The following is a 19376-nucleotide window of genomic DNA, read 5'->3' on the forward strand; positions in this document are numbered from 1 at the left end:
CCGTTTGTTGGGCCCGAAGGGTCTATTCCTTGCCGGGCAGTTCGCCCTTTTTCAGGATACCGGTCATCTCGTCGAAATAATCGGTGACCTGGCTTTCCGGATCCTTCGACACCATCGAGACCACGATGATGGCGATCGTCGCGGCGATGAAGCCCGGCACGATCTCGTACATCACACCCGACAGGTTGAAGACGTAGATCCAGGCCAGCACCGTCACGGCGCCGGTCACCATGCCGGCAATCGCGCCCAGCCTGGTCATGCCGCGCCAGAACAGGCTGATCAGGACGACCGGGCCGAAGGCGGCACCGAAACCGGCCCAGGCGTTGGAGACCAGGTTGAGGATGTTGGAATCGGGGTCGAAAGCCAGGGCGATCGCCACCAGCGACACCGCCAGCACGGACAGGCGTCCGACCAGCACCAGCTCCTTCTGGCTGGCCCCCCGCCTCAGGAAGATCTTGTAGAAATCCTCCGTCAGCGAACTCGACGAGACCAGCAGCTGGGACGAGATCGTACTCATGATCGCCGCCAGGATCGCGGCCAGCAGGAAGCCGGCGATATAGGGGTGGAAGATCACCTGCGAGAGCAGGATGAAGATCGTCTCCTGGTCACCCAGAACCACATCGCCGTCCGAGAAGGCGCCGGTGGTGTCGATATTGTCCAGCTCGCTGAACGTCGTCGCATCGGTCGGTGCCTCGATCACGCGGGCGATCGGAACGCCGTCGGCAACGTCGATATTCTGGCTCTTCACATAGGCCAGGCCGGCGGCACCGGTCAGCACGGCACCCAGCACGGTGATCAGCATCCAGCTCATGCCGATGCGGCGCATGACGGCGACGTCCTTGAGCGAACGCACTGCCATGAAACGCACGATGATGTGCGGCTGGCCGAAATAGCCCAGGCCCCAGGACATGGTGGAGATGATGCCGATGGCCGCGAGGCCGAGACTCTCCTGCGGGATCATGGAGAGATAGGATTTCTCCCATCCGCCGACATCGACGCTCAGCGTGCTCAGCGCATCCACCGTCGGGCCGAACCCGCCGAGCTGCATGATCGTCACCACCGGCACCAGGACCAGCGCGACGAACATGATGCAGCCCTGCACGAAGTCGGTCAGCGACACCGCCAGGAAGCCGCCGAACAGGGTATAGGCGACGACGACCCCCGCCGTCAGGAACAGACCGAGGCGGTAGTCCAGGCCGAAGGAGGCCTCGAACAGCTTGCCGCCCGACACGACGCCGGCCGAGGTATAGAGGGTGAAGAAGATGATGATCACCACGGCGGAGATGACGCGCAGCATGCGCGAATGGTCCGCGAAACGCTTCTCGAAGAAGTCCGGAATGGTGATCGCGTCGTCGGCAATCTCGGTGTAGACGCGCAGCCGCGGCGCCACCAGGCGGTAGTTGAAATAGGCCCCGATCATCAGACCGATGGCGATCCAGGCCTCTGACATGCCGGTGGCGAAGATCGCGCCGGGCAAGCCCATGAGCATCCAGCCGCTCATGTCCGAGGCGCCCGCCGACAGCGAGGCCACGGCGGGGTTCAGCTGGCGCCCGCCGAGCATGTAGCCCGACACGTCGTCCGTTGACTTGCGATAGGCGTAGAGGCCGATCGCCATCATCAGGACGAAATAGAGCGCAAGGGAGATCAGAGCTTCAATATCCATGAGCTTGCCTTGGGTTGATGGTCAGGAAGGGGCGGCCGGACACGGGTGCGTCAGGCGCGGGTCTGGCCGTCCCCGTGAACGAGGTATTTGAAGGAGGTGAGCTGCTCCAGCCCGACCGGGCCGCGGGCATGCATCTTGCCGGTCGCGATACCGATTTCCGCACCCATGCCGAACTCGCCCCCGTCGGAGAATTGCGTCGAAGCATTGTGCATCACGACGGCGCTGTCGATGGCTGTCAGGAAGGCGGCGGCGGCATCGGGATCCTCGGTGACGATGGCATCGGTGTGGGCCGAGGAGTGATCGGACACCCAGTTCATTGCCTCTTCCAGCCCGTCGACCAGTTTCACCGACAGGCAGCTGTCGAGATATTCGGTGTCCCAGTCTTCCTCGCTGGCCGGCTTGATGCGGCTGTCGATGGCGACAGCATCGGCATCGCCGCGGAATTCGCAACCCGCCATGCTATCGACCAGGCCGGGCAGGAAATCGCCGGCGACCGCGCGGTCGACGACCAGGCTCTCGGTCGCACCGCAGATGCCGGTGCGGCGCAGCTTGGCATTCTTCACGATGGCGGCCGCCTTGGTCAGGTCGGCACGCTGGTGGACATAGGTGTGGCAATTGCCGTCCAGGTGCAGCAGCGTCGGCACCTTGGCCTGGTCGCGCACCAGCGAGACAAGGCCCTTGCCGCCGCGCGGAATCACCAGATCGACATAATCGGTGCACTGCAGCAGGTGCTGCACGGCGGCGCGATTGGTGGTGTCGACCATCTGGATCGCGTTTTCCGGAAGGTCCGCCTCGCGCAGGCCTTCCTTCATGCACTCCACGATGATGCGGGTGGAGTTGAGGCTCTCCGAACCGCCGCGCAGGATGACGGCATTGCCGGATTTCAGGCACAGGGCGCCGGCATCGGCGCCGACATTCGGGCGCGACTCATAGATCATCCCGATCACGCCCAGCGGCACGGCGACGCGTTCGATGCGCAGCCCGTTGGGGCGTTCCGTGGACATCAGCTGGCGGCCGACCGGGTCGGGCAGGGTCGCGATGGCCTCGATGGCCTGGGCGACGCCCTCGATGCGCGCCTCGTCCAGCATCAGCCGGTCGATGAAGGAGTCCGGCTTGCCGGCTTCGCGCACGCTCTCGACGTCCTTGCGATTGGCCTCGATGAGGTCGTTGGCGTGAAGGCGCAGGGAGGCGGCCGCGGCGTTCAGCGCGGCATTCTTGCGCTCGGTGGAGGCTGTCGCGAGCTGGCGCGCCGCCTCCTTGGCCTGGCGTCCCAATTGTTCGATATAGGCTTGCATACGATCTGACATGTCTCGTTCGCTCGGGGTCTGGAGTGTCGGTGAGTTTCGGAGGCGCGGCAACTAGCGCAATTCGCAGGCGCGTGCGTACGCCGCCTCCGTGGTTTCGACGAGCAATTGCTCGAGCAGCCCGTCGCGGCGCAGCGCATGGATGCCCGCCTCGGTCGTGCCCTTCTTGCTCATCACGGAATTGCGCAGATCTTCCAGGCTCGTCTCGCTCTGCGCCGCCATTTCCACCGCACCTGCCAGGGTCTCGAGGACCAGGGTGCGGGCGGTGTCCGGGGCGAAGCCCAGGCGTTCGGCGGCCGCAACATAGGCGCGGGCGATCTCGAAGACATAGCCGGTGCCGGAGCCGGCAACCGCCGTGATCCGGTCGATCTCGTCCTCGGTGTCCAGCCAGATGGCCGAGCCGGTGGCCTTCGCCAGCCGGTCGGCCAGGTCGCGATGGGCCGGAGAGCAGGACGGATCGGCATAGAGCCCGTTCACGCCGCGGCCGATCTGGGCCGGCAGGTTGGGCATGATGCGGATCGCCGGCCGGTCGCCGAGGGTGGCCTTCATCGAGGCGATCGAGAAGCCCGCAGCGATGGAGATGACGCAGCCATCATCCTTCAGGAAAGGCATGTAGGCCGGCACGATATCGGCGATCTGCTGCGGTTTGACGGCAATGACGATGGCGTCGAATGTCCGCCCTGACAGGTCGTCCGGAGACCCTGCATGACCGGCGCCGGCGGGTATCGCGGACGGTGTCCGGTTGACGGCCGTATAGCTGGCCGGAACCGCATCCACCCAGCGGCGCAGCATGGCACCGCCCATATTCCCGCAACCGATCATCAGAATGTCCATCGCCAATCCTTCTGCGCTGTCGAGGCCCGGCGCCAGAATACGCACGTGTTGACGCGATTGCGACAGGCTCACAACAAATGCGCTCGACGCGCCGGAAAGCGCATCGAGCCGCTGATGACCGGATACATAGCAAAATATATTTCGAATTCAAATTATATTTCCGAAGGCGTAGAAAACCGGGATGGCAAGCAATCGTTCAGCTTTGCGCTATAAGTTATGACGCGGACGCGGCGATATTGCATGGCCGTGTCCGGGTTTTGGGGTTGAAAAAATTTGAACGCAAAATATTTTGCGCACAGTCTTTTTGCGGAGCAGCATCGTTCCGCGCCACCGAGGAGCCTCTTGTGAGTGTTCGAAACCGCATCGTCGTGAAAATCGGGTCCAGCCTGTTGGCCAATGATGGCCGGCTGACCCTGAAATACGCCTTCATGCATGGCCTTCTGGCCGACATCGCGCAGCTGCGCGAGGAAGGATATGATGTGGTGCTGGCCTCCTCGGGCTCGGTGGCCCTGGGGCTGAACTCGATCAAGAAGTCGCCGGAAGAGGCCGGCGTGCTGGACAAGCAGGCCGCTGCCGCCTGCGGCCAGCCGCTGCTGCTCAATGCCTACAAGCAGGTCGCCCACGAGCACGGCTTCGACATCGCCCAGATTCTCGTCACGCTGGAAGATCTGGAGGAGCGCCGCCGCTTCCTCAACACCAAGAACACGATCCAGCGCCTGTTCGAGCACGGCATCATGCCGATCGTGAACGAGAACGACACGATCACGACCGAGGAAATCCGCGTCGGCGACAATGACCGCCTGGCGGCCAAGGTGGCGCAGATGATCCAGGCCGACCATCTGATCCTGCTGACCAATATCGACGGGCTCTATGACCGCAATCCGGAGGATCCGGAGGCCCGGTTCATCGAGACGGTCGAGGATGTCAGCGAGTATCTCGAGGTCACCACCGGTACCAGCTCGCTGGGCTCGGGCGGCATGCTGACCAAGATGCGCGCCGCCAACATGGCGCAGAATGCCGGCGTCAACACGCTGATCGGCGAGGGCGTCATCGATCGCCCCGTGTCCGGCATCCTCAAGGGCGAGCGCCGTCACACGCGCTGCATCGCCAAGGGCACGCCGGCCTCGTCCTGGGCGGTCTGGCTGACCAACCGCCTGCACCGTGCCGGCGGTCTGGTGATCCGCCAGGACGCCGCAGCCAAGCTGCGCGAGAGCAAGGCGGGCGTCGGCCACGAGGATATCGTCAAGATCCATGGCGACTTCCAGAAGGGCGATGTGCTGCACGTCTATGACGAGGACGGTGAGGAGCTGGCCCGCGGCCTGACGAATTTCTCGTCCGACGAGACCATGGTGCTTGCCCGCCATGCCGACCAGGATGTCGAGGAATTGCTGGGCTATCACGCGCGCCCGGAAATCATCAATCGCGACAACATGGTGATGCTCGAAGACAATCACCTGCCCTGGGATGCGCCGACCAAGTCGCTGAAGCTCGTCGCCTCCTAGACGGTCTGCCTCCTGCATTGCGGCGTACCGGAAGCTGGAAATTTGCGTCCGGACGGTCCAGACTTGCCGCAGTGCAACACGCAATCGTGAAAGAGGCCGCATGATGGACGGGGATGAACACCCGCACGGCGAAGCGAAGAAACGCCGCCGCCCGACGCCGCAGGAACTGGCCGAAGGCCTCGTCACCCTGCTCGATGTCGAGGAGATCGATGTCGACCTCTATCGCGGTCCCCGTAACCCCGGCGGTCGGGGGCGTGTCTTCGGCGGCCAGGTCATTGCCCAGGCACTGATGTCGGCGGTCGGTTCGGTCGAACCCGAACGGGTCGTCCACTCCCTGCACGCCTATTTCATGCGGCCCGGCGACGAGGATTTCCCCATCATCTATCGCGTCGAGCGCGACTATGACGGCGGCAGCTTCTCCAACCGCCGCGTCATCGCCATGCAGCGCGGCAAGCCGATCCTGAACATGACGGCCTCCTTCCAGCGCAAGGAAAAAGGGCTGGAGCACCAGGCGGAGATGCCGGATGTGCCGGCGCCGGACGACCTGCCCTCGGAAGCGGAAATCTTCCAGCGCTACAAGGACGAGATCCCGGAACCGCTCTACAAGTTTCTCACCCGTTCGCGGCCGATCGAGATCCGCCCGGTCGAGATCTGGAACCCGGTCAATCCGGACAAGCGCGCCCCGGTGCGCAATCTGTGGATCCGCGCCTCCGGCTCGATCGGCGAGAACCAGCTGATGCACCGGGCCGTGCTCGCCTTCGCGTCGGACATGGGCCTCCTGTCGACCTGCATGCAGCCGCACGGGGTCAGCTGGATGACGCGCAAGATGCAGTCCGCCAGCCTCGATCACGCCCTGTGGTTCCATGACGATGTGCGCATGGATGACTGGCTGCTCTACGCCACCGACGCCCCCTGGTCCGGCGGTGCCCGCGGCTTCAACCGCGGCCAGATCTTCACCCGCGACGGCAAGCTGGTCGCCTCGGCGGCCCAGGAAGGTCTGATAAGGGTCCGGGACTGATTTTGCCGGGGTGGTCCGGAAAAGTTAATAAAATCAAATGGGTTAAGGCATATTTGCCCGGCCTTTGATGTGCCGGACCTGTCGCATGCCTGCCCCATAGCACCATCATAACGGCCCCATCGGTGCGACATTGCGGTGCCACGGGGTGACAAGGCTGCACCAGAGCCCGGAAGGCGGGGCGCGAAAGCGGAAAACCGGCAATGAGAAACAGCCCCGCCAGTCTAACCCGGCCCGGCCGGGCGGGGATAAGTTTTCTCCAGCCCTTCCTCTCCCCTCTTGGGGAGAGGGCAGGGTGAGGGGCGGCCGCGGAGCGGCCAATCAAGACTCTTGGCGGCGCTGCCGCGCGCCCCTCATCCGCCGCTTCGCGGCACCTTCTCCCCGGAAGGGGAGAAGAACGTGCTATCTTCCATACCGCCCCCTCGACAGGTTTGCTCCCACCCGCTAACTCTTCCCGCAACACAATAATCCAAAGCGGGAGGTCCCCATGCTCGATACTCTGTTTTCCCTTGAAGGGCGCACGGCGCTGATTACCGGCGGGTCGCGCGGGATCGGCGAGATGATTGCCGAGGGCTATGTGCGGGCCGGGGCGAAGGTCTATATCTCCTCGCGCAAGGCGCCGGACTGCCTGGCGACGGCGGAACGCCTGTCGGAACTGGGCACGTGTATCGCCCTGCCGGCCGATGTGTCGGGCGCCGATGGGGCGCAGGCGCTGGCCAAACAGTATCTCGAGCATGAGAACTCGCTGGATATCCTGGTCAATAATGCCGGCGCTGCCTGGGGCGCACCCTTCGAGGAATTCCCCGAGAGCGGCTGGGACAAGGTGATGGATCTCAACGTGAAATCCCCCTTCTTCCTGACCCAGGCCCTGTTCGGCGCGCTGAAGGCCAAGGCCTCGCCGGAGCGCCCCTCCAAGGTGATCAATATCGCCTCGATCGACGGCCTGTCGGTCAACATGATGGAGACCTATTCCTACGCCGCCTCCAAGTCCGGCCTGATCCATCTGACCAAGCGCATGGCGCTGGAACTGGTGAAGTCGAACGTGGTGGTGACGGCGATCGCGCCGGGCGCCTTTGCCTCGTCGATGAACAAGGCGGCGCGCGACCATGCCGACCTCGTTTCCAACTATGTACCGTCTGGCCGGATCGGCACGCCGGAGGACATGGCGGGCGCGGCGATCTTCCTGGCGTCGCGGGCGGGCGATTATGTCGTCGGCTCGACCCTGATCGTCGATGGCGGCGTCGCCCATACGCGCGGCGGCTCGTAGGGCTCCGGGTTCCGCTCAGAGCCAGGAAAATGCCCGGCGGAGGAGGCCGGCGGCGTCTTCGGTGACGGGGGCGCCGTGGGCCATCACCAGCCGTTCGGCCGGCCAGGCCAGAAGGCGGTCGCGCGCGGCGCGGGCCGCCTTGCGGTTGGTGAAGGCGAGGCGGAATTTGCGCGGCACGGCAGGCTCGGGCCCGGTCATCCGGTCCCATTTCGCGATCAGCCTGCGCCAGCCGGAAAACCAGTCATCGGGCAGATGCTGGATCAGATCCGTCACGATCACCGTGCCGCTGGGCCGGTGAAAGAACACCGTCTCGGTGGTGATCGCATTGCCGCGCATGACGACCTGGTCGAGCGTGCCGGCCCAGGCCGGATCGGGCGTGTCGCCCAGCGTGGCGTGAAAGGTGAGGCCGGGCCGGGTTTTCGCCAGGCCCGGCGCCGCATGCACCCGGGCTTCCGGCCAGGCGGCGGCCCAGTCAGCAATGAAAAGATGGTGCAGGGAATTCGGCGCCACGATGTGCGTCACCGGGCCGAGCGCGTCCACTTCGGCCCGCAGCGTGTCGTCGAGCGCGACCGGCGACCAGACGAATAATCCGCCATCGGCCAGCCGGACCAGCGCCATGCGTGTGGGATAGCGGAACCCGCCGGCCCCGGTTACCGTCGGGCCGCCGGCAATCCAGATATCGTCCGCAAGGGTTTCAAGCACGAGAGGCGCTCCGCACAGCCTTGTCTGCAGGACAAGGTTGGCTGAAGCCTAGGCGTGTGTCCCGGTGCTGGCAACTGCGCCGGGCCGGGGTGAACGCAAAAAGAAACGGGCGCCGGAGATAGCTCCGGCGCCCGGTCCTGTTTCGCCTGTGGCCTTGCGGCCGGCGGGCCGGGGCTTACTGGCCCAGCTGGCGGATCTCGATTTCACCCATGTCGAGGGCGCGGATGCTTTCCTCGATCTGGGCGGCATCGCCCACGATCAGCCAGACCAGCTGTTCGGGGTGAACCACTTCGCGCGCCGCGGCCCGGACCTCTTCGAGGTCGAGCGAGCGATAGCGCTCGGTCAGGCTCGCCGGATAGTCCCAGTCGCGGCCGTAATTCTGGCTCGAGACGAGGCTGCCGCGGACGGCGGCGGCGGTCTCGAACTGACCGGGCAGGGAGCGGGTGGAGTTGTTGATCGAGCGCTCCAGCTCCTCGGCCGTGGCCGGGTTGGTGGAGGTGAACTCGTTGAACTCCCGCAGCAGTTCGGCAAGGCTGTCCGCCGTGCGGTCGGTCTGGACCGGCGCATAGACGATCCACGGACGCTGTCCGCGGGCGCCCCAGAGCAGGGTCTGGGCACCGTAGGACCAGCCCTTGTCTTCACGCAGGTTCATGTTGACCCGGGCGGTGAAGGAGCCGCCGATGGCGTCATTCATCGCGGAATAGACTTCCGGATTCTCCACCGTGCCTTCCGGACCGATCAGACCGGCCAGGATGAGCGATTGCGGCGAGTTCGGACGGTCCACGATGATCACGCGGGCACTGTCGGCATTTTCCGCGCGGGCCATGTTCTTCTGCGGCAGCGGGGTGCTCGGCGCATCCCAGCGGCGGAAGGCACGCTCCAGCATCGGCGTGATCTCGTCCAGCGTCGTGTCGCCGACGATGAACAGCGTCGCATTGTCCGGACGCATCCAGGTGCGGTGGTGCGCGACGAGATCGTCACGGGTGAAGCCCGTCACATTCTCCATCGTGCCCGAACCGGTGAACGGCACCGAATAGGCATGGCCTTCGCCATACATTTCCGGCGGCAGCATGCGCAGGGCGATGGCAATCGGATTGGCCATTTCCTGGCGGATGCCGTTCAGCGTCTGCTCGCGGATCCGCTCGATATCGTCATCGGCGAAAGTCGGATCGGTGATCACGGTCGCCATCAGATCGAGCGAGTCACGCAGGTTGGAGCGCAGGGCCGAAAGCGTCACCGTGGACTGGTCGAGACCGGCACCGGTGGACAGGTTGGCACCCAGGCGTTCGGCCTCGGCGGCAATCTCCAGCGCGTCCATGCGGCCGGCACCTTCGTCCAGCATGTTCATGGTGAAGCTGGCCAGACCCGTCTGGCCGCCTTCGACGCTGTCGGCGGCATAGCCGGCATCGAACACCATCTGCATTTCCACGACCGGAACGGCGTCGCGGCGCACGAAGACGATATCCATGCCGTTGGACAGCTCGGCCGTCTCGACGGCCGGCCAGACCAGTTCCGGCGTTTCCGTGACCGACGGCAGGGCCGAACGGTCGGCGTCGGTGGCGACGCTCTGGAATTCGCCGAAGGGCAGGACGGTGATCTCGTGATAGCCGGTGGACAGCCACTCGTTCGCCGTGGCGGTGATCGCCTCGGCGCTGGCCGTGTTCAGACGGTCCAGCAGGGTGCGCCAGAACGCCGGATCGCCGGCATAGAGCTGGCCTTCGGCAAGCGTGACGGCCTTGCCGCCGAACCCGCCGATCTGTTCCAGACCGCGAATGGTGGAGGCGTTGATGCGCGTGCGCGCAGCGGCCAGCTCGTCATCGGTCGGACCTTCGGCGAGCAGTTCGGCGACGATCTCGTCGATACGGGCCGAGGCGGCTTCAGGGTCTTCACCCGGATTGAGGGTCACCTCGATGTGGAACTGGCTGGCGAGCTGGTGTTCCTCGACATAGGCCACGGCGCGGGTCGCGACCTGGCGGTCGAAGACGAAGTCGCGATAGAGGCGCGAGGTGCGGCCGCCGCCCAGGACGGTGGCGAACAGTTCGAGCTGGGCGCGTTCCTCGGTGATGCGGCCCGGCACGACCCAGGTGCGGTAGATGCGCGCCTGCGGCACGTCGTCATACATGGTCTCGGTCGTGTCGCGCTCGCGCTCCGGGATCCACTGGTCCATGCGGGTGACCGGCGGGCCGACCGGCGCGTCGCCGAAATAGCGCTGCACCAGCGGGCGGGCCTCTTCGGCGTCAATGTCGCCGGCGAGCACCAGAACCGCGTTGGAGGCGCCGTAATACTGGCGGAACCAGTCCTGCACGTCTTCCAGCGAGGCGGCATCGAGGTCTTCCATCGAACCGATCGTGGAGTGGGCGTAAGGATGGCCTTCCGGGAAGAGCGCGCGCAGCTGGGAGTATTCCACCATGCCGTAAGGCTGGTTGTCGCCCTGGCGCTTCTCGTTCTGCACAACGCCGCGCTGCTCGTCGAGGCGTTCCTGGTCGATGGCGCCCAGGAGGTGGGTCATCCGGTCGGATTCCATCCACAGCGCCATTTCCAGGGCCGGTGTCGGCACGGTCTGGAAGTAGTTGGTGCGGTCGAACCAGGTCGTGCCGTTCATGCCGGTCGCGCCGACCTGTTCGAACGGACCGAAATAATCGTCATTGTAATTTTCCGACCCGTTGAACATCAGGTGTTCGAACAGGTGGGCGAAGCCCGTGCGGCCGGCCGGTTCGTCGGCCGAGCCGACGCCGTACCAGATGGACACGGCGACGATCGGCGCCTTGCGGTCCTCGTGGACAACGACCGTCAGGCCGTTCTCGAGCTCGAAGCTCTCGTAAGGAATGTCGATCTCGGGCGTCTGTGCGCTCGCGAGACCTCCAAGCGAGACGGCCGCAGCGAGCGCAGCCGTGAGTAGTCGTTTCATGGTGTACCCCTAACCTGTGATGCAGGATTTATGGTCGCAAAGTGCAACGCCGGACACCACCCGGTTAAGTAAAATTCCCGTAATGTTAGGTTTCCGGCGCCGCCGGAGGCCGTCTGGCGCTAGCTCGAAGGCTGTTTCCGGGCCGCATGACGGCGGGCTTTCGAGACATTGCCGCAGGTCGCCATGTCGCACCAGCGGCGGCGTCCGGCCTTGGAGGTGTCGAGGAAGAGCCAGCCGCAGCGTTCGCCGTCGCACTGTTTCAGCCGCACGGCATTGTCTTCGGCCAGCAACGCCACCGCATCCATCACGATGGGCGCGAGAAAGCGGGTCGCCGCATCCGCGCCGGACCAGTCCGGCTGTGTCTGGCCATTCGCCCGGGTGACGAGGGCGGCCCGCCCGGCCATCGCGCGATAGTGCGTGGCGAGGCGGTCGAGCGCCTGCGCGGCGGGCTGACCGTCATGCATGCGGGTGGTCAGGGCGGCATAGATCGCTTCGCGCAGATCATGGGCGGTTGCGTGGAAGCGTTCCCAGGCGCCGGTATCGGCCAGATGCGCGTCCAGGGCTGCAGCGTCGCCGTCGTGCCATGCGCCTGACACCGTCATCCAGCGCACGGCGTCCGCCGGTTCGGTGAGCGCGTCGACGAAGGCGGTCTCGCGGCCGTCTGCGGTGTTGCAGAAATCGACGCACAGCCGGCCGCCGATGAAGTGTTCCGGCCCGAAATCCGTCACGGCAGGGCCCGGCTAACCGGTAAAATGCATTTTACAAGTTGACTCATCGATAACCTCCAAACTAGTTTTTACCAGTTAGCCGCGTTTGCCGCCAGACCGGTGACAGTGCGGCGGGGGATGGAGACGGGAGAGGATGATGAAACTCTATGCACGTGCAGGCTGGGGATCGGTGATCGCCGAGGCACAGCTGGCCTGGTACGGGCTGGCGCACACGCTCGAGCCGGTCGGCGACCTGTTTGCCGACGACAGTGCGCGCGACGCGCTGGAGGGCATCAACCCGCTGGCCCAGATCCCGACGCTGGTGCTCGATGACGGCACGGTGATGACCGAGAGCGCGGCGATCACGCTGCACCTGGCAGACCTGGCCGCCGAGACCTCGCTCGTGCCCGGTCCCGACGCGCACGAAAGGGCGGACTTCCTCAACGCGCTCGTCTTTCTGGTGGCCAATGTCTACCCGACCTACACCTATGGCGATGTGCCGGCGCGCTTCGTGCCCGCTCCGGAAGGCCGGGCCGGCTTCCGCGAGACGGTCGATGCCCATGGCAAGCGGCTCTACCGCATCCTCGAGCAACAGGCCTCCGGCAGCCGCGCCGCCGGACCCTGGTTCCTGGGCGGACGTCTGACCGCGGTCGACATCTATCTCGGCGCGATGACGTTCTGGCGGCCTGGCCGTGACTGGTTCGACGCCGAAACACCGCGCCTCGCCGCGATCGGCCGTGCCGTGCGGGCGCATGACCGTTTCGGCGATGTCTGGACCCGCAACTTTCCGGACGAGATGGCCGGCTGATTATCCCGCCGGGGCCAGGTCGAACGTGCCGCTTGCCTCGCCATTGAACGTTACCGAGCATTCTTCGGGGGTGATGCCCGGCTCGAACGGGCAGGCGAACTGTCCCGCTTCCATGATGCGGACATGCAGCTCGCGGTTCTCCGGAACGCTGTAGATGCACTGGCCCGACAGCACGTCGCTCGCGCGGACGGTCTCGAAACTGCCGGACCGGCGCGCCCGCTGCTGCCGCCTGACTTCGCCGTCCGCCGTCTGGAAAGTGCATTCCAGCGTGCCCGAACCGATGATGCGGATGCTGACGTCCGACGGTTCGACCCCTGTCTGGACTGCAGCGGCAAGCGCCGCCGCCAGAATGCCGTTCAGTGTTGCAATGCTCATGATGACCTCCCGGTTGTGTGTCCGGGGAGTATGATCCTGTCAGCCAAATGATACAATAGTTCATGTATTATTGAATCAACAGGCACGTTCCATGCCGGGAGACAGGGCTTCGCACACTTCGGGATGGCCCTGGCAGCAGTCGGATACGAGATAGCCGATCGTGGCGGCGATCGTGTCGAGGTCGACGGCATAGATGCGGGACCGGCCTGACGGCCTCATGACGATCAGCCCACCCTGCCGCAGCACGTTGAGATGCGAGGACAGATTGTTCTTCGCTACCCCGACGCGCGCGGCCAGTTCGCCGGCGGGCATGCCGTCGGGGCCCGCCGTGATCAGCGTGCGGAAGACGCGAAGCCGGGTCGGATGACCGAGTGCGGAGAGGCGGGCGGCGGCTTCGTCATCGGCCGGGCTGTCATTCATTTCAACAGTCATTGAACAATTGAACCGTATCGTATAGGCGGAGCGGGCATCGTTTCGGAGACCTATCATGCATGCGCCGCGCTGCCATGGCCAATCCTGCCTTCCGCGTTCTGCCTCTTTCAGTGCCGCCCTTGTGTCGGCCACGATCGTCAGCGCCGGTACACTGGCCCAGGATGCACAACCGTCGCGCCTGTCCGTGTCGGGGGAAACGCGCCTGCGCTATGAAACGCTGGACGGCCAGTTCCGCGCCGGCGGTTCCGGCGGCGACCAGGCGCTGTTCATGCGCAATCTGCTGCTCGCCGAATACGAGATACAGCCGGTCACTTTCGGTCTGGAACTGCAGGACAGCCGCGCCTGGCTGGACGACAGCGGCACGCCGCTGAGCACGAGTTATGTCAATCCGCTGGACGTGCTGCAGCTCTACGCCCGCGCCGATCTGCCCTCGCTTCTCGGCGCCGACGGATCGGCAACGCTGACAGTCGGCCGGCAGACGGTGAGCATCGGCTCGAAACGGCAGATCGAGCGCATCAGCTATGCCAATGTGATCAAGAGCTATACCGGTCTTCACTATCGCGCTGACAATGCCCGCGGCGACGAGCTGCACCTGGTTGCGGTGGTCCCGGTCTCCCGGCGGCCCGGCAACCGGGCCGAGATCGCGGACAACCGCATGTCCGGCGATGAGGAGGAGTGGAACCGGCGCATCTGGGCCGTCCACTACCGGCGCAAGGATGTGGCGCCGGCACTCGCCGATGGCCTGACCGGCGAGGTCTTCGTCTACGGGCTGACGGAGCGCGATACCGCCGGCACACCCACGCCGAACCGGCAGTATGTGACCTCCGGCGTGCGGGCCTATCGTGCACCGCAGGCCGGCCGCTGGGATGTCGATGTGGAAGGCGCCTGGCGTCTCGGCCGCCGCCGGGCCAGCCGGGCGGCTACCGACACGGAAAACCTGGATGTCAGCGCCACCATGCTGTTTGCCGCCGTCGGATACACATTCGACCTGCCCTGGCAGCCCCGCCTGGCGGCGGAATACTACTGGGCGAGCGGCGACGAGAAACCCGATGACGGGCGGTTCGACCAGTATGAGCGGCTGTTCGGTTCGCGGCGCACGGATCTGAACAATACCAGCCTGCACGGACCGCTGACCCCGGCCAATCTCAGCGCGCCGGGCCTGCGTCTGGAGGTCGAGCCGGGGCCGCGCTGGGATGCGCGCATCGCCTGGTCGGCGGCGTCGCTGGCCAGTGCGACCGACAGCTGGGTGATTGCCGGACTGCGGGACCCGTCCGGCCGGTCCGGCCGCTTTCTCGGACACGCGATCGACGGGCGCGCCCGCTACCGGCCCGGCCCTGAAGGGCTGGAATTCGAGATCGGCGCGTCGGCTTTCCTGGCGGGCGAGTTTCCGGACAATGTTCCCGGCGGGCCGGGCACCGGAACGACCCTGCTCGGCTACGGGCAGGTGACGCTGAGCTTCTAGACCTTCTTCACGAACTCGCTTTTCAGGCCCATCTGGCCGACGCCGTCGATGCGGCAGTCGATATCGTGATCGCCCTCGACGAGCCGGATATTCTTCACCTTGGTGCCGACCTTCACGACCTGGGACGTGCCCTTGATCTTGAGATCCTTGATCACGGTGACCGTGTCGCCATCGGCCAGCTCGGTGCCGTTGGCGTCGCGCCAGACCGGGCCGCTTGCCGCTGCCGGTGCTGCGCCGGCCGTCCATTCATGGGCGCATTCCGGACAGACGAGCAGCGCACCGTCCTCATAGGTGAAGGCCGAGCCGCATTCGGGACAGGGCGGGAGCTCGCTCATGACAGGGTTTCCTTGTTTTTCAGCGGAGCTCAGAGCCCGCGCACAGCCTGGATGATATTGAGGATAACGGCGGCGTTGAACAGCAGGCCGAGCACGGTCATCACGGCGGCAAAGCCTGCGACGCCGGCCAGCATGAGCGCGCGCAGCGGGATCATCATCACGGCGCGGGCCCGCTCCGGACCGGCATAGCGCGGGCGGCTGAGGCGTTCGGTGAGGTCGGTGAAGCCGCCGCGCCAGAGATTGACGGTGATGAAGATCCACACCACGACAGCAACCAGCGGCGCGAGGCGCAAGGCCAGCGGCATGCCCGGGACGGACAGCAGGAACTCGATTTCCTCCACGCGCGGCGCCTTCCGCTGAACTCGATACGTCCTGTCATAGCCTTTCCCCTGCCCGTGAGCTACATGCGATGACCTGCATCTGCCGCGACGGATTATCCGCCGTGCCGCGTTGCACCGTCCGCAGGGGTGGCGGGGCCGCAAGGGCCGGATCGTGAAGGGGATACGGAATGCTCGACAACAGGCGTTGGATTGCCGGGGCGGTTGCACTTGTCGTCATCGCCGGCGGCGGCTGGTGGATGTTCGGCCGCGGCGAAGGCGGCAGCGGCGAGGTGACGATCGAGACCGAGGCTGCGGCCCCGGCCGATGTGCGCCGCATCGTGGCGGCGTCCGGGGCGGTCAGCGCGCTGGTAACGGTCGAGGTCGGCTCGCAATTGTCCGGCCAGATCGCCGAACTGCATGTCGATTTCAACGATGAGGTCGAGGAGGGCCAGGTCATCGCCCGGCTCGATCCGCAGACCTACGAGACCCGTGTCACCGAAGCCGAGGCTGCGCGTGCGACGGCGGCGGCGAGCCTGCAATTGCAGCGCGCCTCGCTGGCGCGGGCCCAGGCCACGCTGCGCGAGGCCCAGCTGGAATTCGACCGCATGGCGACGCTGCGCGAACGCGGCACGGTCGCCCAGACCTCGCTCGATACCGCCCAGACCGCGCTCGACGCGGCCCAGGCCGATGTCGAGGTGGCGCGCGCCCAGATCGCCAATGCCCAGGCCGTGCTGGCCCAGCGCGATGCCTCGCTGGCGAGTGCCCGGATCGATCTCGAGCGCACGACGATCCGTGCGCCGATCAACGGTATTGTCGTCGACCGGGCCGTCGATGTCGGCCAGACCGTCGCGGCAAGCATGACGGCGCCCGTGCTGTTCACCATCGCCCAGGATCTCGGCCAGGTGCAGATCGACGCCCAGATCGATGAGGCCGATATCGGCCAGATCCGCGCCGGCCAGCCGGTGCGCTTCACGGTGGACGCGCATCCGGACACCGAGATGGAAGGCGTGGTCGACCAGATCCGCCTGGCGCCGGAGACGCTGAACAATGTCGTCACCTACACGGTGGTCGTGCTGGCCGCGAACCCGGACGAGCTGCTGCTGCCCGGCATGACGGCGAACATGGATATCATCACCGGCGAGCGGACCGGCGTTCTCACCGTGTCCAATGCGGCCCTGCGCTTCCGGCCCTCACCGGCGCTGGAGGGGCGGACACAGCCGCTGGCCGAAGGCGGCGGTGGTCCGCAAGGCGGCGGCCGGGGCGTTCCCGGCGGGCCGGGCGGCGGCAATGATCCCATGACGCGTCTCAGCGAGGCTGTCGGTCTCGATGCCGCCCAGCAGGACCAGATTCGCGGCATTTTCCGCGCCGCCATGGGACGGGCGATGAGCCAGGCCCAGGCCGGCGGCGAGTTCGACCGCGAGGCCCTGCAGGCCGAGATCGACCGCGAGATCCGCCCGCTGCTCGACGAGGACCAGCTGGAACGCTATCGCACCTTCCAGCGCCAGATGCGCGAGACCCGCTCGGCCACGGTCTGGGTGGAGGAGGCGGACGGCACGCTGGTCGAGCGGCCGATCCGTGTCGGTATTTCCGACAGCCAGAAAAGTGAAGTGGTCGGCGGCCGACTGGAAGCCGGCGAGGCCGTGGTGACCCGCGCCCGCGAGGTGCGCGAATGAGCGCACTGATCGCCTGCCGCGACCTTGTCCGCGTCTACACGATGGGCGACCAGACCGTGCGGGCGCTGGACGGGGTCAGTGTCGATATCGCCGCAGGCGAATATGTCGCCGTCACGGGGGCATCGGGATCCGGCAAGTCGACCTTCATGAACATGCTGGGCGCGCTGGACCGGCCGGACTCCGGCTCGCTGCATATTGCGGGCGAGGATCTTCTGGCGCTGGATGCCGACCGGCTCGCCGCTTTCCGCAACCGCACGATCGGCTTCGTCTTCCAGCAGTTCAACCTGCTCTCGCGCACCTCGGCGCTGGAAAATGCCGCGCTGCCGCTGGTCTATGCCGGTGTGCCGGCTGCGGAACGGCGCAAGCGGGCCATGGCGCGGCTGGAACAGGTGGGGCTGGGCGATCGCTCGGACCACCAGCCCAACCAGCTGTCCGGCGGCCAGCAGCAGCGCGTGGCGATTGCCCGCGGCCTCGTCAACGATCCGAAAATCCTGCTGGCCGACGAACCCACGGGCGCGCTCGACTCGCGGACCTCGGCCGACATCATGGCGATCTTCGACCAGCTCAATCGCGAGGGGATCACCATCATCATCGTGACCCACGAACAGGAAGTCGCCGATCATGCGCGGCGCCAGATCGTGTTCCGGGACGGCCGGATCGTGGAGGACCGCCAATGAATCTCGCCGCCTCCCTGCGCATCGCCCTGATCGCGCTCCGCGTGAACGCCCTGCGCAGCGCGCTGGCCATGCTGGGCGTCGTGATCGGCGTCGCTTCGGTCATCGTGCTGGTCTCGATCAGCGAAGGCACCAAGCAGGCCGTCGAGGAACAGATCGCCAGTTTCGGCGCCAACCTGCTGATCATCCGGCCCGGCTCCAGCATGTTCGGCGGACGGCGCGGCGGGGCCGGTACGGCCGATCCGCTGACCGATGGCGATGTGGAAGCCCTGCGCACGCAGATTGCCGGTGTGGCCGGGGCGTCCGGCGAAGTGACGACATCCTCTGCCGTGGTGTTCGGCGGCGCCAACTGGACGACCCGCATTGTCGGCATCAATCCCGACTACCTGTCGGCCCGCGGCTGGGAGATCGATCAGGGGCGCAGCTTCTCGGCCGCCGAGGAAGCGGCCGGCCGGCGCTATGCGATCGTCGGCCAGACCATCATTTCCGAACTGTTCGACGGCGCCAGTCCGATCGGCCAGTCCCTGCGCATCGGCGGCCAGCCCTTCGAGGTGATCGGCACGGTGATGGAGCGCGGCGACAATAATTGGGGCCAGGACCAGGACGATGTGATCTTTGCGCCGCTGAACACGATCCGCCAGCGCTTCGGCGCCGGCGTGCGTGTCACCCAGCGCGACGGCGTGCAGACGGTGTTCGTCGATATCGCCCCGGGCGAGAACAATGCGCGCGTCATCGAGGACATCCAGGACCTCTTGCGGATCCGGCGGGATATCCAGCCCGGTGCGGAAGACAATTTCTTCGTCGGCAATCTGGCCGAATTCATCCGCGCCCAGAACGAGACGGAGAGCCAGCTGGGCCTGCTGCTCGCCGTGGGGGCGGGGATCGTGCTGCTGGTCGGCGGTATCGGCATCATGAACATCATGCTGGTCTCGGTGACCGAGCGCACGCGCGAGATCGGCCTGCGCCTGGCCGTCGGTGCGCGGCGGCGCGACGTGCGCAACCAGTTCCTGATCGAGAGTATCGTTCTGTGCCTGATCGGCGGTCTGGCGGGGCTCGTGGTCGGTGTCGGCGGCACGCTCGTCTATGCCGAGGTCGGCGAGCTGGAGATTGCCATCAACCCGCTGATCGTGGCGATTGCCATCGGCGCATCGGCGCTCGTCGGGGTTTTCTTCGGCTTCTACCCGGCGCACCGGGCCTCGCGTCTCGATCCGATCGAGGCGCTGCGCTTCGAATAGCGGGCCTGGCTCGCGCCATCTCTTTCTTTGTTCCCGCTCCGCCCGACCCGGGCCTGTCATCGCTTTCGGTGCCGAGGTCGATGCTCGCATGGAACGCGCTCAAGGCTGCGGGGTTTGAACCTGATCCCGCGAGGCGCGCTTTTTTCTTTGTTCCCGCTCC

At 66.0% G+C, this 19376-nt stretch carries 18 protein-coding genes; 8 read left to right on the forward strand and 10 right to left on the reverse strand.

All coding sequences use genetic code 11. From position 1 onward, the window contains the following. Positions 1–22: 22 nt before the first annotated feature. Genes PKE71_RS10420 through PKE71_RS10430 form a run of 3 tightly spaced genes read right to left on the reverse strand, consistent with a single transcriptional unit; the run spans position 23 to position 3801 of the window. On the reverse strand, positions 23–1663 hold the full coding sequence (locus PKE71_RS10420; protein ID WP_271186910.1) for a sodium:solute symporter family transporter: 1641 nt from the start codon (positions 1661–1663) through the stop codon (positions 23–25). A 50-nt stretch (positions 1664–1713) separates the two neighbouring features. Beyond that, entirely contained in the window at positions 1714–2970 is a 1257-nt protein-coding gene (locus tag PKE71_RS10425) for a glutamate-5-semialdehyde dehydrogenase (RefSeq protein ID WP_271186911.1), read from the reverse strand. A gap of 51 nt (positions 2971–3021) precedes the next feature. Next, positions 3022–3801, reverse strand: coding sequence for a pyrroline-5-carboxylate reductase family protein (locus PKE71_RS10430; RefSeq protein ID WP_271186912.1), 780 nt, complete (start codon positions 3799–3801; stop codon positions 3022–3024). 344 nt (positions 3802–4145) lie between these two features. On the opposite strand from PKE71_RS10430, the gene proB reads away from it, so the two are divergent. The 3 genes from proB (at position 4146) to PKE71_RS10445 (ending at position 7585) form a co-directional block, all read left to right on the forward strand. Beyond that, positions 4146–5303, forward strand: a complete 1158-nt coding sequence (gene proB / locus PKE71_RS10435) for a glutamate 5-kinase (RefSeq protein ID WP_271186913.1) — start codon at positions 4146–4148, stop codon at positions 5301–5303. Positions 5304–5403: 100 nt separating this feature from the next. After that, positions 5404–6321: an acyl-CoA thioesterase gene (locus tag PKE71_RS10440; protein ID WP_271186914.1), complete on the forward strand. Its 918-nt coding sequence runs from the start codon at positions 5404–5406 to the stop codon at positions 6319–6321. Positions 6322–6805: 484 nt separating this feature from the next. Then, positions 6806–7585, forward strand: a complete 780-nt coding sequence (locus PKE71_RS10445; RefSeq protein WP_271186915.1) for an SDR family oxidoreductase — start codon at positions 6806–6808, stop codon at positions 7583–7585. 15 nt (positions 7586–7600) lie between these two features. Here the strand turns inward: PKE71_RS10445 and PKE71_RS10450 are convergent, their stop codons facing one another. The 3 genes from PKE71_RS10450 to PKE71_RS10460 form a co-directional block, all read right to left on the reverse strand. Beyond that, the gene (locus tag PKE71_RS10450; protein WP_271186916.1) at positions 7601–8287 is read right to left on the reverse strand and encodes a DUF4336 domain-containing protein; all 687 of its coding nucleotides are present in this window, start codon (positions 8285–8287) and stop codon (positions 7601–7603) included. 175 nt (positions 8288–8462) lie between these two features. Continuing rightward, positions 8463–11195: a M16 family metallopeptidase gene (locus PKE71_RS10455; RefSeq protein ID WP_271186917.1), complete on the reverse strand. Its 2733-nt coding sequence runs from the start codon at positions 11193–11195 to the stop codon at positions 8463–8465. A gap of 119 nt (positions 11196–11314) precedes the next feature. Continuing rightward, positions 11315–11923, reverse strand: a complete 609-nt coding sequence (locus PKE71_RS10460; RefSeq protein WP_271186918.1) for a CGNR zinc finger domain-containing protein — start codon at positions 11921–11923, stop codon at positions 11315–11317. Between the two features lie 136 nt (positions 11924–12059). Between PKE71_RS10460 and PKE71_RS10465 the strand changes: the two genes are divergently transcribed. Continuing rightward, positions 12060–12710, forward strand: coding sequence for a glutathione S-transferase family protein (locus PKE71_RS10465; protein ID WP_271186919.1), 651 nt, complete (start codon positions 12060–12062; stop codon positions 12708–12710). Here PKE71_RS10465 and PKE71_RS10470 read toward each other — a convergent pair whose 3' ends face one another. After that, positions 12711–13085, reverse strand: coding sequence for a hypothetical protein (locus PKE71_RS10470; RefSeq protein ID WP_271186920.1), 375 nt, complete (start codon positions 13083–13085; stop codon positions 12711–12713). It lies immediately after the preceding gene. Between the two features lie 75 nt (positions 13086–13160). Next, a complete protein-coding gene (locus PKE71_RS10475) occupies positions 13161–13517 on the reverse strand; it encodes an ArsR/SmtB family transcription factor (RefSeq protein ID WP_271186921.1) in 357 nt (118 codons plus the stop codon). A gap of 55 nt (positions 13518–13572) precedes the next feature. Between PKE71_RS10475 and PKE71_RS10480 the strand changes: the two genes are divergently transcribed. Continuing rightward, positions 13573–14979, forward strand: a complete 1407-nt coding sequence (locus PKE71_RS10480; RefSeq protein WP_271186922.1) for an alginate export family protein — start codon at positions 13573–13575, stop codon at positions 14977–14979. Here the strand turns inward: PKE71_RS10480 and PKE71_RS10485 are convergent. Further along, the gene (locus PKE71_RS10485; RefSeq protein ID WP_271186923.1) at positions 14976–15314 is read right to left on the reverse strand and encodes a zinc ribbon domain-containing protein YjdM; all 339 of its coding nucleotides are present in this window, start codon (positions 15312–15314) and stop codon (positions 14976–14978) included. The genes PKE71_RS10480 and PKE71_RS10485 overlap by 4 nt on opposite strands. Positions 15315–15343: 29 nt before the next feature. Continuing rightward, on the reverse strand, positions 15344–15655 hold the full coding sequence (locus PKE71_RS10490) for a hypothetical protein (protein WP_271186924.1): 312 nt from the start codon (positions 15653–15655) through the stop codon (positions 15344–15346). Positions 15656–15822: 167 nt separating this feature from the next. Here PKE71_RS10490 and PKE71_RS10495 point away from each other — a divergent pair, with 167 nt between their 5' ends. From PKE71_RS10495 to PKE71_RS10505, 3 genes are read left to right on the forward strand one after another with little or no spacing between them, the layout of a single operon-like run. Next, positions 15823–17307, forward strand: a complete 1485-nt coding sequence (locus tag PKE71_RS10495; protein ID WP_271186925.1) for an efflux RND transporter periplasmic adaptor subunit — start codon at positions 15823–15825, stop codon at positions 17305–17307. After that, positions 17304–17984 carry an ABC transporter ATP-binding protein gene (locus PKE71_RS10500; RefSeq protein ID WP_271186926.1) on the forward strand — a complete coding sequence of 227 codons (681 nt, stop codon included), beginning with the start codon at positions 17304–17306 and terminating at the stop codon, positions 17982–17984. Before PKE71_RS10495 ends, PKE71_RS10500 begins: the two co-directional genes overlap by 4 nt. Continuing rightward, positions 17981–19216, forward strand: coding sequence for an ABC transporter permease (locus PKE71_RS10505; protein WP_271186927.1), 1236 nt, complete (start codon positions 17981–17983; stop codon positions 19214–19216). The genes PKE71_RS10500 and PKE71_RS10505 overlap by 4 nt, the downstream gene beginning before the upstream one ends. The last annotated feature ends 160 nt before the right edge of the window (positions 19217–19376 follow it).

The sequence above is a fragment of the Maricaulis virginensis genome (assembly GCF_027922185.1).
Taxonomy (GTDB): Bacteria; Pseudomonadota; Alphaproteobacteria; order Caulobacterales; family Maricaulaceae; genus Maricaulis; species Maricaulis virginensis.